Origin of the sequence: Snuella sedimenti, assembly GCF_016428595.1 — a bacterium.
In the GTDB taxonomy this organism is placed as follows: Bacteria; Bacteroidota; Bacteroidia; order Flavobacteriales; family Flavobacteriaceae; genus Snuella; species Snuella sedimenti.
Window position 1 is genome coordinate 36,352 of the sequence record NZ_JAELVQ010000024.1, and the last position, 16,763, is coordinate 53,114.

At 35.6% G+C, this 16,763-nt stretch carries 10 protein-coding genes, 2 tRNA genes and 2 pseudogenes; 6 read left to right on the plus strand and 8 right to left on the minus strand.

Annotation, left to right across the window (positions count from 1 at the left end; all coding sequences use genetic code 11):
* Positions 1–81: 81 nt before the first annotated feature.
* Complete coding sequence (locus JF259_RS14775) at positions 82–1,596, minus strand: GH3 auxin-responsive promoter family protein (protein WP_199116379.1); 1,515 nt, start codon at positions 1,594–1,596, stop codon at positions 82–84.
* 42 nt (positions 1,597–1,638) lie between these two features.
* Here JF259_RS14775 and JF259_RS14780 point away from each other — a divergent pair, with 42 nt between their 5' ends.
* Positions 1,639–2,433: a DUF2797 domain-containing protein gene (locus JF259_RS14780; RefSeq protein ID WP_199116381.1), complete on the plus strand. Its 795-nt coding sequence runs from the start codon at positions 1,639–1,641 to the stop codon at positions 2,431–2,433.
* A gap of 40 nt (positions 2,434–2,473) precedes the next feature.
* Here the strand turns inward: JF259_RS14780 and rpsU are convergent, their stop codons facing one another.
* The 5 genes and pseudogenes from rpsU to JF259_RS14800 all read right to left on the minus strand — a co-directional run bounded on the left by rpsU (position 2,474) and on the right by JF259_RS14800 (position 7,143).
* Complete coding sequence (gene rpsU / locus JF259_RS14785; protein WP_199116383.1) at positions 2,474–2,668, minus strand: 30S ribosomal protein S21; 195 nt, start codon at positions 2,666–2,668, stop codon at positions 2,474–2,476.
* A gap of 328 nt (positions 2,669–2,996) precedes the next feature.
* On the minus strand, positions 2,997–5,702 hold the full coding sequence (locus JF259_RS14790) for an AsmA family protein (RefSeq protein WP_199116385.1): 2,706 nt from the start codon (positions 5,700–5,702) through the stop codon (positions 2,997–2,999).
* An 83-nt stretch (positions 5,703–5,785) separates the two neighbouring features.
* The gene (locus JF259_RS14795) at positions 5,786–6,493 is read right to left on the minus strand and encodes a queuosine precursor transporter (protein ID WP_199116387.1); all 708 of its coding nucleotides are present in this window, start codon (positions 6,491–6,493) and stop codon (positions 5,786–5,788) included.
* Between the two features lie 203 nt (positions 6,494–6,696).
* Positions 6,697–6,892 (minus strand): annotated as a pseudogene (locus JF259_RS17645) (GIY-YIG nuclease family protein); the annotation flags it as partial.
* Between the two features lie 128 nt (positions 6,893–7,020).
* Positions 7,021–7,143 (minus strand): GIY-YIG nuclease family protein, encoded by a 123-nt coding sequence (locus JF259_RS14800; RefSeq protein WP_199116389.1) that lies wholly within the window; start codon positions 7,141–7,143, stop codon positions 7,021–7,023.
* Between the two features lie 465 nt (positions 7,144–7,608).
* Here JF259_RS14800 and folK point away from each other — a divergent pair, with 465 nt between their 5' ends.
* Positions 7,609–8,739 carry a 2-amino-4-hydroxy-6-hydroxymethyldihydropteridine diphosphokinase gene (gene folK, locus JF259_RS14805; protein WP_199116396.1) on the plus strand — a complete coding sequence of 377 codons (1,131 nt, stop codon included), beginning with the start codon at positions 7,609–7,611 and terminating at the stop codon, positions 8,737–8,739.
* Positions 8,740–8,768: 29 nt separating this feature from the next.
* Here folK and JF259_RS14810 read toward each other — a convergent pair whose 3' ends face one another.
* Both JF259_RS14810 and JF259_RS14815 read right to left on the minus strand, forming a co-directional pair.
* Complete coding sequence (locus JF259_RS14810; protein WP_317192095.1) at positions 8,769–9,428, minus strand: class I SAM-dependent methyltransferase; 660 nt, start codon at positions 9,426–9,428, stop codon at positions 8,769–8,771.
* A complete protein-coding gene (locus tag JF259_RS14815; RefSeq protein ID WP_199116398.1) occupies positions 9,429–9,968 on the minus strand; it encodes an RNA methyltransferase in 540 nt (179 codons plus the stop codon).
* A gap of 132 nt (positions 9,969–10,100) precedes the next feature.
* Between JF259_RS14815 and mutS the strand changes: the two genes are divergently transcribed.
* The 4 genes and pseudogenes from mutS to cas9 all read left to right on the plus strand — a co-directional run.
* Positions 10,101–12,713: a DNA mismatch repair protein MutS gene (mutS, locus tag JF259_RS14820; RefSeq protein ID WP_199116400.1), complete on the plus strand. Its 2,613-nt coding sequence runs from the start codon at positions 10,101–10,103 to the stop codon at positions 12,711–12,713.
* Between the two features lie 116 nt (positions 12,714–12,829).
* Positions 12,830–12,901 (plus strand) — tRNA-Gly (locus JF259_RS14825).
* Positions 12,902–12,953: 52 nt separating this feature from the next.
* Positions 12,954–13,037, plus strand: a tRNA-Leu gene (locus JF259_RS14830).
* A gap of 920 nt (positions 13,038–13,957) precedes the next feature.
* Positions 13,958–16,648: pseudogene (gene cas9 / locus JF259_RS14835) on the plus strand (type II CRISPR RNA-guided endonuclease Cas9); the annotation flags it as partial.
* Positions 16,649–16,763 lie beyond the last annotated feature (115 nt).

The following is a 16,763-nucleotide window of genomic DNA, read 5'->3' on the forward strand; positions in this document are numbered from 1 at the left end:
TAAATTAAGCTTTTAGATAATAGCCCAATAAACTCGTTTAAGGGCCAGGGCAATTACACTTTGTCGAAAGTATTGGTGGTTTTAGTTATTTAAGCGTAGCAAGTCATTGATATAGTCACGTGTGTTGGAAAGTCTAGGTATTTTATGTTGTCCCCCAAGCTTGTTGTTTTCTTTTAACCAATCATAAAATAGATGTTTGCGAGCCATATGGATCTTGGGCTTGTTGAGTGTTAGGTTGTTATAGCGTTTGGCTTCATAATCGGAGTTTAATGCTTTAAGCGCGTTATCAAATAACTCATTAAAGTAATCGATGTCTTTAGGAGGCGTTTTGAATTCAATGAGCCATTCGTGGGCTCCTTTTTCTTTGCCTTCCATAAAGATGGGGGCTGCTGTGTAGTCCACTATTTCCGATTTGGTTCGTTTGCAAACTTTTTTCAAAGCCTCTTCAGCATTTTCAATAATGAGTTCTTCACCAAACACATTAATATGGTGTTTTGTGCGTCCGGAAACTTTTATCCGGTATGGATTTGTTGATGTGAATCGAACGGTATCCCCAATTTTATAACGCCAAAGCCCTGCATTGGTTGTAATGACCATAGCATAGTTCTTGTTAATTTTAACCTCACTAAGAGGAATAATATTTTCTTCAGGCGTACCGTAGTTGTCCATTGGTATAAACTCGTAAAAAATGCCATAATCCAACATGAGCAAGAGTTCGCTGGAATTATTTCTGTCCTGAATAGCAAAAAAGCCTTCAGAAGCATTGTAAATCTCATAGTACCTAAAGCCTGATTTAGGTAAGATTTTTTTATACTGGTCTTTGTAAGGTGTAAAGCTTACGCCACCATGAAAATAAACTTCTAAGTTAGGCCAAACATCAAATAGATTTTGCTTGCCGGTAGTTTCTAATACTTGGTTAAGCAATACGAGCATCCATGAGGGAACGCCGGCCAAACTCGTAACATTCTCTTTAATGGTTTCATCTACAATTGCTTGCATTTTGTGTTCCCAATCACTCATTAAAGAGACTTTATTGCTAGGTGTGCTACTAAACTCTGCCCAAAAAGGCATATTGTCAATTAAGATGGCCGATAAATCGCCAAATACAGTACCGTTTTCCCTGTAAAGTTCTTTACTGCCACCTAACCTTAGGCTTTTGCCTGTAAAGAGTTGTGAATCCTCATTATTGTTTAAGTACATGCACAATAAATCCTTACTTGCTGCATAGTGGCAATCTTCCAACGATTCGGTGCTTACAGGAATGAATTTGCTTTTTGCATTTGTAGTGCCACTGGACTTTGCAAACCATTTAATAGGATGGGGCCAAAAAATATTGTTTTCACCTAATCGAGAGCGCTCAATAAGGCCTTGATACCCTTCATAGTTTGTTACTGGAACACGCTCGGCAAATGTTCTGTAGTTTGTTATTGAGGCAAAATCATATTGTTTTCCAATATGGGTGTCTTTGGCAATGTCAATAAGGTTTAGTAGGAGTTCGTTCTGTACTTCATTGGGGTATTTCAAAAATAAATCGATTTGGTGAAAGCGTTTTTTTAGAAACCAAGAAGCAACAGAATTTACTAAGGTAATTGCCATATTTGTATTATCTTTAATTTTTTAAAAATAATACTTTTTTTCATGACCTACCAAGGTGTTTTAACAAAAATGGAAAGCGAATTTTCACAGCCAGTTCAATATTATCTGGTGTTCGAAAATGACTTTTTAAATATGAATCAGTTGCTGGGTAAAAACATTACCGTTCAATTTGTTAAATACCAATGTTTAAACTGTAGTTTGGATAAACCTATTTACAGGCAAGGGTTTTGTAAAAGTTGTTTTTATGATGTCCCACAAGCGGCCGATTGGGTGATGCGCCCAGAGTTAAGTACGGCACATTTAGATAAAGAAGATCGTGATCTGGTTTTCGAAAAGCAAGTACAGTTGCAACCGCATATTGTTTATTTAGCTAATTCCAGTAATGTAAAGGTAGGGGTAACGCGTAAAACGCAGGTGCCTACTCGTTGGATCGATCAGGGAGCACATGAAGCCATAGAAATTGTTGAAGTGCCCAATCGTTATTTAGCAGGTATTACCGAAGTTGCCTTAAAAGAGCACGTTTCCGATAAAACCAATTGGCGTAAAATGCTTAAGAATGATATTGAAGATGAAGATCTTGTTGAGTGGCGTGAACGCTTAAAAGCATATTTGCCAGAAGAGGTAACCGATTATTTTATAGAAAACAATACGGAAACAAATTTAGAGTTTCCCGTTCGGCAGTATCCATTAAAACCAAAAAGCCTAAATATAGAAAAAGAGCAAAGTTATACAGGGACTTTAGTTGGCGTTAAAGGGCAGTATTTAATATTTGAAGATAATACTGTTTTTAACATTCGTGCTAATGAGGGGTTGGTAGTTGCGATTTCTATAAAATAAAACCCCACTTACAGGATGTTGCAAATGGGGCTTCAATATATTATATATCTTCTTGATCCCTAAGGTTTTGAATGTACGCTGCTTTTTGGATTTCGCGACGTCTTTTAACGGAAGGCTTTGTGAAAAACTGTCCATCCCTTAAGTTTTGCATTACTTTAATATTTCTGTGTTTTCTTTTGTAACGTTTTAAGGCACGTTCAATATTTTCGCCTTCTTTTACAATAATTTTTAGCATAAATAATTTTAATTAATTGATTAGTGTTTTAGGATTTTCCTAAACACGCTTAGTACGTTGTTTTAGAACTATATTTAAACAAACAGTATTCCCCTTAAGAGAATTGTATAGCACCATCCAAGGGATAGGTAAATTGATGTCCGTTTCCTTAAGGTGAAGCTGTTAGCCATGAGGCTTTACTTTTTGGGAAACATTTCTCGGGATATTTAATGACCGTATGTTATATTTATATATAAGCTGTACTTTTTACAAGATACGCTTTTCATTCAAAAAAAACTAAAAAATTGTACCACTTTATTTTTTAGTTGTGGACAAAAGTAAGCATTTATTAATTAATAGTGTCTTTTGTCTTTTTGTTTCCAAATAAACCACCCAATACATTTTTAACTGTTTCTTTGGTTTGGTTGGCGTTTGTGTTGGTTGAATCCATTTTAGGCTTGTTTACGCTGGCAGAATCTACTTTTGGTTGACGATTGTTAAAGATGCCGCTTACAACGTCTTTTATAGCGTTGTTTTGCTGTTTTTTAAGCGAATCTGATTTGGATTGGTTGTTGCCTATAAGATCACCGAGCATGTTTTTTACTTTATCCTTGCCTTGGTTTAGAAGCTTTTGTTTTTGTATTACAACCAGCTGTTTGGTGAGGTTGGTAATACTGCTTGTTAGATCTGTTTTAACACTAGGGTCTGCTAATGTGCCACTAATGTTGGTAGTAACAGGAACATTTATTTTTTTTGTTTCTTCGCTATCTATTTTTGCAATTAATTGGTTTACTTCATTGCCTAGATATTTGGCAGGTACATTAAAAACAGCATTATAATTTAACTTTTTGTCAAATCCGTGAGAGCCCGAAATATCGATTGTGATGTCTTGGAACTTAACTTGAAATGGCTTTACGCTTACCTGTCCGTTATTAAACTCGAATTTGGTTTTTAGATCTTTGAGGTCTAATTTGTTGAAGTCAACAAAATTTAAAGCACCTTCTAATTTGGAGAATAATGCTGTTTGGTCAGGGCTGATTTTTGTAGCTAGTAATTCGGCAATGGCGTTACCAGAAAGCGAGTTTAGTTGAGGCGTAAATTCATTATCAAGATTACCCGATAATCCAATATTTGTGTTTAGTTTGCCCTCCAGTAATTTAGCAATTGGCGCTAAGTTTTGAAGAAGCGCCATTCCTTTAAAGGATTCGGAGATATCAAAGCCGTCGGCCCCTAAATTAATTTGAAAACTAGGCGTTTCTGTTTGCGTAGAGACAATCCCGTTAACGGCCAATTTCCCGTTAAATATGCTTGAAGACATGTCTTTTAACGTGGCTTGCTGGTCTTTTAAGATAAGTGTGCCTTTTACATCTTTCAGGTTTAAATTATCATAAACAACGGTTTTTGCACTTGCATTTATGGTACAGTCTAGGAATTTTGGAATTTTTAAAGTTTCGGTAGTTGTTGTTTTCTTTTCTTTAGGGGTTTCTTCCGATTCGGTCATGAAATCACTCACTTTAAACAGGTCCGAAGTGAGCTTAAAGTTACCCTGTAAGGTGTTGTCGCTTAACAAAAATCCTAATAGGTTCTGTATTGTTCCTGTTACATTTAAATCGCTGTCTCCTGTTTTTGCCCTAAAATTATTTAGGTTTATTGTTCCAGGGTTAAAAGTCATATTTGCTTGAGAAATATGTATGGGATTTACAATGTCTTCCGAAGAGAACATAAAATCACTAATATCTAAAGAGCCGTTGTTTTTTATACGCGCGTATGCATTGGTTTCAATGGCTTTCATATCGAAAACTGTGTTAAGCTTGGCTTTTAAAATGCCGCTTAAAGGCGTGTCTAATTCAATAGGGTATACTTTTGTTATGTTCCCTAAATTAAGGGTGCCGTTAATGTCTGCATTTACCAACATGTTTTTGGTAATGTTTTTTAAACTTAAACGGGATTCAAAAATGTCATTGTCAATTTGAAAATTTAAAGCATTTACATTTATATAAGTATCGTCAGTTTGTCCGCTATTATTTTGTATTATAGTGTTTATAAAAATATTTTCAACACGTTTGGGGAGATCTGGATACTTAAACGAAGCATTGTTGGAGGCTATTTTGATGCTGAATTTGGGAATGTTGTCTTCTAAAATTGTTCCGTAAATACGTCCTTGAACCTTAAAGTCTCCACTAGTTTCTACATTTTCAATATTTTTAGAGTAGTTCTCTGGGATAAGGGCTAAAAAGTTTTTAAAGTCTGATTCGGGGTTTTCAAAAGAAATGTCTATATTCTGGCCGTTTTCCATTAATTGTACATAACCCGAAAATTCTATTGGTAACTGATTAATAAATCCTTTATTGTCTTTAAAGGTGTACTTGTTGTTTGTTAAGTCAAGATTTATTATCGCGTTTAGTTTAATGCTGTTATTGTTAAGGTAATTGGTACTATCCATGCTAAAACTTACAAGAGCTTCTGTGCTTGTGTCCAATTCTGACGTGTTAGCAGAAAAAATACCTTTACCTTGATGGTTTAAATTTGTGATGCGCATGTTTATCTTGGAGCTTGCATCGCTATAATTTAGGCTACTATTGATTATTTTGTAATCTTGAATGTCGAATGAAAAATTATTTTCGTTGGATTTAGAAGTGGTATCTTCTGAAGGTTTTGTAATGTCGTAATTAACATTTCCGTTTTCATCGGTTTTTAAGTTTAAAATAGCTTCATTTATATAAATGGCATTAATGGTTAATGGCCCTTCGTCTGCTGTTTTAAATAATTCTTTAACAGACATGGTAAAAGCTATGTTCTTTACAGAGGTAAAGACTTCGTCTTTAAAAGGTTCGAAATTGGTTATTACGAGATCGTCAACACCAATATGTGCCTGGGGGAAGTTCTTTATAAAGCTAAGGCTTACGTCACTAAATTCTACATGAGCATTAAGGTTGTCGTTAATAAAGCGCTTAACCATGTCCTTAATTTGCGATTTAAAGGCTAAAGGAAGGGCGATTAAAAGAGCAATAACTATTAGTAGTGCGATACCTGTAATTTTTAAAGCTTTTTTCATGAGTTGGTTTTATTACGTATATACGCAAAAATGATGCTAAAAGATGAAATATTACCTGTCTTTATTGTTAAGATTTATTAAAGTTAACTAATTAGGTTGATTTCTTCATTTAGTTTGAGCTTGAAACGCTTTCTAAAAAGAAAGACGCCTAAATACAAAAAAGGTGTGTCGCATAAGGCTACCAATACTTTAAAGATAAAGCCACTAAGCAAAAGCCCTTTAAAGCTGCTCCAAGGGAGTACTTCGAAGGCGCATAGTAGAAATACAACCGAAAATGTGTCGACAAATTGCGATAGCCAAGTAGAGAAATTGTTGCGTAGCCACAAGTGTTTGCCTTGGGTTAAGTGTTTCCAGAAATGATAAATACGAATGTCTATAAATTGCGCAAATAAATAGGCAATCATACTCGCGCCAACAGCTAAAATGGTGCGTCCAAATACGGTCGAAAATAAGGTGTCGTTTATAGGCGAATCGGGAAAGGCGGGTACAATATCGGCTACGTATACTATTAGTACAGAGAAAAGAGAAGCAAAAATGCCCGTGACAACAATGTCGTTAGCCCGCTTTTTTCCATAAATTTCACTAATTAGGTCCGTAATTAAAAACGTAATAGGGTAAGGTAGTATGCCAACAGAAACCACAAAGAGTTTGCTTCCAAAAACAGATACATCTATAGGATACCAAAAGAAGAATTTTTGAAAGATAAGGTTGGATACTACAAGCGATGTAATAAACAAGGCTCCTAAGAGGATATAGATACGTTGGGCGGCTAGTTTGTCTTTTGAAGTCATATGGGCTTGTTATTTAAATGTGTTAAATGTTTTTTGGTAGTGTGGCGTGATTATAGGAGTACTACATCTATCTGTAGCTTTTTACTTTCATTAGAATCTCGATACATTTTTTCTTTGTTCCGCAGAAAAAACACTCGATTTGACATTGCCTTATTCCATTTGGTTTTATGTCTAGTAGGGGTGCGAGCATGGTTTTGAAGATTTCATTGTTTGTTAAATTTCTTTTTGGCTAAGTTAGGAAGCTTTTCAAATTCATTTTTAATCAAGGCTTTCTTTTTTGCTTTTGACCATTTCTTTATCTGCTTTTCATTTTCTATAGCAATCCTCTACATTCGTGAATTCGGCATAATATACTAGCGTTATTGGGCTTCTTTTATAAGTATAGCTGTCATTGTGTTTTTTACACGTTTAAATTTTAGTAATTAATTGATTTTATTGTAATTATAAAATTAAGAACGTGTGCAACCACTCCTTACACTCGTTCTCTCATTAAAAACTTTAAACATTCGCTTTTGTGAAAAAAATGCTTAAATTTTGTTAATGTTCGTTTCATTGGAATGTTTTGATTTACGTTTTGTTAAATTAGAGGTTATACCTGTGTAATAACTGTTGTCTGAACATTTCAGGATGTAAACGTAGTAGATTTTCATGTTATAGCAGGTAACGTTTTTTGGATACAATTCCAATTAAAAATCAGAATCACATCGCGGCAATATTTAAGAAATGATCTATTGTATGTCAGTTCGAGTGATGCGACATAGGAGCATCGTATCGAGAACGATTTGTGTATAAATCATTACGGTAAATATAAATATAGTAAATTTCCTTCTGTTAAAATGAATTGTTGTTCAGTTGTTTGGTTGTTGCTGATTGGTAATTGTATTGCCAGTCAAATGTTATTATGGCTTTCATTAATTAGGGAAGTTATATTTTTCGAAACAATTTTTCTCTATTGCATTTTAAAATGAGTTCAATAAATAGAAAGGGGAATGTAGGGGCTATTAAATTTGAATATTTGTACTCAAAGAGTTAGAGTCGTATCATTCAATTTGTTAAAAATTACGCTTAGTAAATATAAAGGAAACCATTTACTTTTCGGTAATTTGCTTTTTCTTATGAAGCGATCAAGAACATATTATATTGCTCTGGGGAGTAATAAAGGCGATAAACTGCAAAACCTTCAGGAGGCTGTAGAGGCAATACACCTTAAGATAGGGATGGTAATCACTATTTCAAAAGTCTACACATCGGCTGCATTTGGTTTTGAAGGTGACGATTTTCTTAATGCGTGTTTGGTCTTAAAAAGTGATTTGAAACCAGAAGAGGTATTGCAGGAGCTGTTGGTTATAGAAGTTTCTTTAGGGCGGGTACGAACGGAAGGGGTAGAAGGCTATCAAGCCCGTACCGTCGATCTGGATATTATTTTTTCTGAAAAGGATATTATTTCGACCGATACCCTAGAGGTGCCGCATCCCGAAATGAGCAAACGTCAATTTGTGTTGTTGCCATTGCATGACGTGGCTCCTAACATGGTTCACCCCATATTACATAAAACGGTTAGCGAATTATTGGCAAGTTGTGGGGATACATCTGTTTTAGAGCCCATTTCCCAGAACCTTAATAATCCAAGGGATCGTTATAACCTCTCAAAGTATAAATACATTGCTATAGAAGGGAATATAGGAGCGGGAAAAACCAGTTTGGCAACTAAAATTGCTAATGATTTTAATGCAAAATTGATTTTAGAGCGTTTTGCCGACAATCCGTTCTTGCCAAAATTCTACGAAGATGCACAACGTTATGCTTTTCCATTAGAAATGTCTTTTTTGGCCGATCGTTATCAGCAAATACATGAGGATATGTTACAGCTTGATATGTTTAAGGATTTTATCATTAGCGATTACGATGTATTTAAATCTCTTATTTTTTCTAAGATTACTTTACCGGAGGATGAATTCAATTTGTACAGAAAACTTTTTGACCTGATGTATAAGGATCTTACAAAGCCAGATTTGTATGTGTTTTTGCATCAGAGTACATCACGCCTTCAGGAGAATATTAAAACCCGAGGACGTCATTATGAGCAAGATATAGCTGATGATTATCTGGAAAAGATCAACGCTGGATATCTCGATTTTCTAAAAAATAAAAAAGATGTTGAGGTAAAGATCATCGATATTACCGATAAGGATTTTGTTGAAAACCGTCATGATTATTTATGGGTGTTGGGAGAGATTTTCAGCTAGTATTGCAAAATATGCAAGCACACCTGTCGTCAAAATGCTTTGTATAATGTTGTGACAATACGTCCTTTGTTATTCGCTAAAACAAGTGTGTTTAGGTTTTTTACTTCTTTAACTTTTAGGTTAAAGGGCGCTTCCAATAAATTAACACCGCTGTTTTGTTTTATTCTTATGCCTTGACCGGAAATAATATCCTTGTTAGGGATAAAGTCATTTAGGGGAATATGCTCTGTTAGGATAATGTATTTATAAACGGCTATTTTTTTAATTATCTCCAGTATTTCTGTGTTCGATAAGTGTTGTAATACTTGCCGAAGTATTATGCAATCTGCCGAAGGTAGTTTGTCTTTCGAGATATCCCGACAGTGAAATTCCAAGTTAGGTGCTGTGTATCGTTCTTTATTTCTGTCGATTAGCTTTTCAACAATGTCAACAGCAATATATTGTTTTGTATAGGGTACTAAATGTTTGCCTATGTTAAAATCACCACAGCCTAAATCGCAAACTACTAGTGGTGTATTGAACGAATGTAAAAAATCGATAACGGCCTCTAAATATGGTTTTGTGATTTTTGGATCGTGCGAACCTGCACCAGAATAGAAATCGAATGCTTTACCGCCCCAAAGGTTCATGTCGTAAATCTGGGTCATCACGTCTTTGGTGGGCCATGGGGTTTTTGCTTTTTTTGCCACTTATTTTTTATGAGCTTTTAACTTGGAGAACACATCCCATATCACAACGCCGGCGCTTACCGAAATGTTTAGTGAGTGTTTGGTGCCGTATTGTGGAATTTCTATTACTGCATCGCTGGCGCTTACCACGTCTTGTGCGACCCCTTTTACTTCGTTGCCAAATACCAGAGCATATTTGGTATTGGTTTCTGGAGTAAAGTCATTTAGCATTGTGGCGTTTTCGGCTTGCTCGATGGCACAAACTTTTATATTTTCAGCTTTTAATTTTTCAACTAACGACAATGTATCCTTTACATACTCCCAAGCAACGGTTTCGGTACTGCCCAAAGCAGTTTTGTGAATGTCTTTGTGCGGTGGGGTAGCGGTGATACCGCACAAATAGATCTTTTCTATTAAAAAGGCATCACTGGTTCTAAAAACGGAACCAATGTTGTTGAGGCTGCGTATATTGTCCAGGACAATAATTAAAGGGGTCTTGTTTGTGCTTTTAAAGTCATCAATACTTAATCGGTTTAATTCGCTGTTCTTTAGTTTGCGCATGCGTATTTTGTTAAAAATCTACGTGTAATTGTAGATAACTTCTATGTGGGCTATTTCAAAAAAGATCAAAATAATGGTATTTTAGCAACCCTTGCTAATAGTTGCAAAAATAACATAAAAATTTCTTGACCCTTGGCTAAAAAAACGAAAAAGGAAACGCCTTTAATGAAACAGTACAATACGATTAAAGCAAAGTACCCAGATGCTTTATTGTTATTTCGCGTAGGGGATTTTTATGAAACCTTTGGCGAGGATGCTGTTAAAACGGCTGGTATTTTGGGGATTATCCTAACCAAGCGTGGTTCTGGTAGTGAAAGCGAAACGGCTTTGGCAGGTTTCCCACATCACTCATTAAACACCTATTTGCCTAAATTGGTGAAAGCGGGTGAGCGTGTGGCTATTTGTGACCAGTTGGAGGATCCTAAACTAACGAAGACAATCGTAAAACGTGGGGTAACCGAATTGGTGACTCCGGGAGTCGCTTTAAACGATGAGGTATTGGTCTCTAAATCCAATAACTTTTTGTGCTCGGTATATTTTGATAAAAAAAATATCGGAGTTTCATTTTTAGATATTTCAACGGGGGAGTTTTTAACATCGCAAGGCAATGCCGAGTATATCGATAAGTTGCTGCAGAATTTTAGTCCGAGTGAAGTATTGGTGCCTAAGCAAAAGCGTACGCTTTTTAACGATACATTTGGCGACGATTTCCATACCTTTTACTTAGAGGATTGGGTGTATCAAACCGATTATGCCTATGAAACATTAATAAAACACTTTGATACCAAAACGCTTAAAGGTTTTGGGGTTGAGCATTTGTATGAAGGTATTATTGCTTCGGGTTCTATTTTACATTATTTGTCGGAAACGCAGCATCATAAACTACAGCATATTACGTCCATATCCAGAATTGCGGAAAATGACTATGTGTGGATGGATAAGTTTACAATTCGTAATTTAGAACTTTATAATTCTACTAACCATAATGCAGTAACGCTGTTACAGGTTATCGATAAAACCATCTCCCCAATGGGAGGGCGTTTGTTAAAGCGTTGGCTAGCCTTACCCCTAAAGAATTTAGATAAAATAAAACAGCGCCATGAAGTGGTCGATTTTTTAACAAAAGATACAACCACGCATCAAAAGATACAAAACCATGTGAAGCATATAGGGGATTTGGAACGGTTAATTTCAAAGGTTGCCACAGGAAAGGTGAATCCGCGTGAGGTCATTCAGCTTAAAAACTCATTGGAGGCCATTGTGCCTATTAAGGCATTGGCCTCGAATTGTGACAATACTTCTTTAAGGAGTATTGGTGATAATTTACAAAGCTGCGATACGCTACGGGAAAAAGTAAAACAAATGCTTAATGAAGAAGCTCCGGTAAATGTGCTAAAAGGGAATAGTATAGCGCCTGGTTTTTCATCGGAATTGGATGAACTGCGGGGGCTTTCAAAATCTGGAAAAGATTATTTGGATGGAATGTTGGAGCGTGAAAGTGAGCGTACGGGTATAACGTCCCTTAAAATAGCATCCAACAATGTATTTGGTTACTATATTGAAGTACGCAATACGCATAAAGATAAAGTGCCAGCCGAGTGGATACGTAAGCAAACCCTCGTAAATGCCGAGCGCTATATTACCGAAGAGCTTAAAGAGTATGAAGCAAAGATACTGGGCGCCGAAGATCGTATTTTAGAAATAGAACAACAATTGTTTGCCGATTTAGTTGTTTGGCTTAATCAATATATTAAACCGGTACAGAAGAATGCGCATTTAATCGGACAGTTAGATTGCTTGTGTGGTTTTGCGCAATTGGCTAACGATAATAATTATGTGTATCCAACCATAGATGATTCGTACGACCTGGATATTAAAGAAGGGCGGCACCCGGTTATTGAAAAGCAGTTGCCATTGGGGGAGGCTTATATTACCAACAATGTGTTTTTAGATAGAACGGTCCAACAGATCATTATGATTACGGGGCCTAATATGTCTGGTAAATCGGCCATTTTGCGTCAAACCGCCCTTATCGTATTGTTAGCACAAATAGGGAGTTTTGTGCCTGCTCAGGAGGCGCGTATTGGTTTGGTAGATAAAATATTTACAAGGGTGGGGGCTAGTGACAATATTTCTATGGGCGAATCGACCTTTATGGTAGAGATGAACGAGACGGCTTCTATTTTAAATAATATTTCGGACAGGAGCTTGGTATTATTGGATGAGATTGGTCGTGGTACGAGTACTTATGATGGTATTTCTATAGCTTGGGCCATTAGCGAATACTTGCATGAGCACCCGTCTAAACCCAAAACCTTATTTGCTACGCATTATCATGAGCTTAACGAGATGACCGAAACCTTTGGGCGTATTAAAAACTTTAATGTTTCGGTAAAGGAATTAAAGGATAATGTGCTTTTTTTAAGAAAACTGGTTGAAGGGGGCAGTGAGCACAGTTTTGGAATCCATGTGGCAAAAATGGCAGGTATGCCACAGCAGGTTTTGCATCGGGCAAACAAAATTTTAAAGAAATTGGAGCGTTCGCATTCTAGTGAAGAGCTTACCGATAGCGTTAAGTCGATAAAAGATGAAATGCAGTTAAGCTTTTTTAATCTTGACGATCCGTTGTTGGAAAACATCAAGGAGGAAATATTAGATATTGAAATAGATACACTTACACCAGTAGAGGCCTTGATGAAATTAAATGAGATTAAACGCATGCTTGTTAAGAAAAAACAGGCTTAAAAATAAATTCAATTATTTTTTTAAAAAGGCTTTGGAATTCGAAGATTTATACTAAATTTGCAACCGCAATAACGAATTGCAGGCCGTTTAAAGCGGTTAGGTTCTTAAATAATACTGCGAAAGTAGCTCAGGGGTAGAGCATCACCTTGCCAAGGTGAGGGTCGCGGGTTCAAATCCCGTCTTTCGCTCTGAAACTTTCTAAAATATACCAAGTCGATGTGCTTAGCGCAGTCGAAGTATGCTGAAGTGGTGGAATTGGTAGACACGTTGGACTTAAAATCCAATGGACATTAGTCCGTGCGGGTTCAAGTCCCGCCTTCAGTACAAAAGCCTTTATCTTTTTAAGATAGAGGCTTTTTTTGTGACCTAAAGCGGTGTTGTATTTGGGAAGTAAAGAAATCCTTGCTTTGGGTTGAGGTGGTGCTTTTGAATTTCTTTGTTCTTGTAGTGCACCTCTATTAGATGCATTACCATGCCTTTAATATGAAGTAAAGGTGAAGGAGATATGAAGGAGATATGAAGGAGATATGAAGGAAAGGTGAAGGAGTAGCTTTGTCTAGGGTATAGGGTCTAGGGTTTTGGATTTAGGAGTGGTAGATGTTTCGCTTTGTTTGATAGTTCTTTATTTTTTCCCATTGCTGGACCCTTCGTTTTGGCTCAGGATAAGTAACAAAAAGGTAGGCCGGGGTGATTCTACAGCTAAGCTTCTTTTTGTTGCTGGGAGTTGGGAGATTGAAGTTGAAAGTCACTGCTAACTGAACACTGAATATAATGACAACTGTTAATTTCGATACGATTTTTTCAAAAAATCACTGACATAAATTCTTTATTCATTATTCACGTTAATATAAGAAAATGCTCTAATTTTTGTATTAAATTACGTTTATTATTTAGTGAATTTTTTTACTTAAATATAAAAATATATATTTATAGACTTAAGGAAGGAAACTGCATTTATTCATTTTACTAAGTCATCGAGATTTAAATGTATTGAGGTTTGCTCTTTGGTTATAGGCCTTTGCTTTGGTTTTGTTTAACAAAGAGTATGATGCATTAAGTAAAAAAGCCCCGAATTGGAAGTCGAGGCGGCTTAAATGTTTTCACAACGGAATAATCCTTATTGTGAATTGCTTTCAGATAGTGTAAATGTAGTAAAAATAACTCGAAATCAAAATGTGGTTTACCGTAAATATATTTTTATAAATGAACGTAACTTTTGATTTTAATAGTTTAAGTAAAAATAAATGAAAAGAATTTTAGGATTGGATTTGGGAACCAACAGTATTGGATGGGCGTTGGTTGAGAAAGACTTTGACAATAAACAAGGTAAAATACATGGGATGGGAAGTAGGATTATTCCAATGAGCCAAGATGTTTTGGGAGATTTTGGGAAGGGTAACTCTATATCTCAAACTGCTGAAAGAACTGGGTATCGTAGTGTAAGACGATTACGGGAAAGACACCTTCTAAGACGAGAACGTCTCCACAGAGTTCTTAATGTGCTGGGTTTTCTTACTGAACATTATGCTTCGCAAATTGATTTTGAGAAAAGGTTAGGGCAGTTTATTGATGAAACAGAACCCAAATTGGCGTGGAGGAAAATAGGAAGAAAGAAAAACGGAAAAGAGAAATTCGAGTTTTTGTTTCAAAATTCTTTTAATGAAATGGTTTCCGAGTTCAAAATGAACGGACAGGACGTTAAAATACCTTACGATTGGACAATTTATTACTTACGTAAAAAAGCGTTAACTCGAAGAATAGAAAAAGAAGAGTTAGCCTGGATAATACTCAATTTTAATCAAAAACGAGGGTATTATCAATTGCGTGGTGAAGAGGAAGAAGAGAATCCTAATAAGCTTGTGGAATTTTATTCTTTAAAAGTTGTTGATGTAAAAGCCGATGAAGAACCTAACAGAAAAGGAGAGACATGGTATTCTTTGATCCTTGAAAATGGTTGGATTTACAGGCGATCGAGCAAAACAGATATGTCTGATTGGAAAGACAAGGTCAAAGATTTTATTGTAACGACGGATATGAATGATGACGGTTCGGTTAAAACAAACAAAGAAGGAGAAGAAAAAAGGAGTTTTCGCGCTCCAAAAGAAGATGATTGGACACTAATAAAAAAGAAAACGGAGCAAGAAATTAATCAATCTCATAAAACCGTAGGAACTTATATTTATGAAAACTTGCTTCAAAAACCAAATCAGAAAATAAAAGGGAAACTGGTAAGAACCATTGAACGAAAATTTTACAAAGAAGAATTAAAGCAGATTCTGCAAAAGCAAATTGAATGTCAACCTGAATTATTTACCGATGATTTATACAATGATTGTGTTCGCGAATTGTACAGAAGCAATGAGGCTCATCAAATGCAGTTAAGTAAACGTGACTTTGTTCATTTATTTCTAAACGATATTATTTTTTACCAACGTCCTTTAAAAAGTAAGAAATCATCTATAGCGAACTGTTCGTTAGAGTTTAGGGCTTTTAAGGATAAAGATGGAAACAAACAAACGCTTTACCTCAAAGCCATTCCAAAATCCAATCCATATTATCAAGAATTTCGTGTTTGGCAATGGCTGTATAATCTAAAAATTTATACTAAAGAAAATGATACAGATGTAACGAATCAATTTATCAGAGGTGCTGAAGATTGGGAAAGGCTTTTTGAATTTTTAATGGAGCACAAAGAAGTAAACCATATTGATCTTCTAAATTATTTTATTGAACCAATTGTGAAAGAAAAGTTTCCGAGTGCGAAAGGGAAAACTCTAAAGGCTGAAATTTTAAAAGAAATAGGAAAGTACCGTTGGAATTACGTTTATGATGGTGAAAAAGACGAGTCTAAAAAGTACCCGATGAATGAAACGGGATATGAAATCAGAAGACGATTAAACAAGGTTAAAAATGTTCCTGAAAATTTCTTGAAAAGAGACGTTGAACAGTATTTATGGCATGTTATTTATTCTGTTACCGACAAAATTGAATTTGAAAAAGCATTAATAGCTTTTGCTAATAAATATGGTTTAGATGAAGCTTCATTTACAGAAAATTTTAAAAAGTGCAAACCCTTCGACAGTGATTATGGCAGGTATTCTGAGAAAGCTATTAAGAAGTTGCTCCCTTTGTTAAGGTTAGGAAAATATTGGAGTTGGGATGCTATTGACGAGAAAACTAAGGATCGCATAAACAAAATTATTACTGCAGAATATGATGAGAAAATAAAAGATAGAGTACGTGAAAAAGCAATCCGTTTGAATGAAGAACATCATTTTCAAGGATTACAGTTGTGGTTGGCTCAATACATTGTTTACGATCGCCATTCTGAAGCTAATAGTGTAGGAAAGTGGAATTCTATTGCCGATTTAGAGAATTACTTACAAGAGTTTAAGCAACATTCTTTGCGTAATCCTATTGTAGAACAGATTGTAACCGAGACGCTAAGAGTTGTTAAGGATATTTGGAATCACTACGGAAAAGGGGTGAAAGATTATTTCGATGAAATTCATATCGAGCTAGGCAGGGATATGAAAAATCCAGCTGATAAACGTAAAAATTTGACCAATATCATTTCTGAAAACGAAAACACTAATCTACGTATAAAAACCATTCTTTCGGAATTGTTAAATGATAATTCGATTGAAAATGTACGTCCTTATTCTCCAATGCAACAGGAAGCTTTGAAAATATATGAAGATGGAGTGTTAAACTCGGGTATTGAGATACCTGATGATATTGATAAAATCAGCAAAAAGTCAGAACCTACAAAGTCAGAAATTCAACGGTATAAACTTTGGATGGAGCAAAAATACCGTTCGCCTTATACGGGAAGGCCAATTCCATTGAGTAAGTTGTTTACTCCTGCTTATGAAATAGAACACATCATTCCACAGAGTCGTTATTTTGATGACAGCTTTAGTAATAAAGTAATTGACTTAGGCATTTAACTACTAATATTTTTGATAAAGCATGGTTCGGTATTCACCATTCTGTTCAAAAGGTTGTCAAAAATGTTTTCTTTCATGAAGCTTCTATTAAAGCGATAAC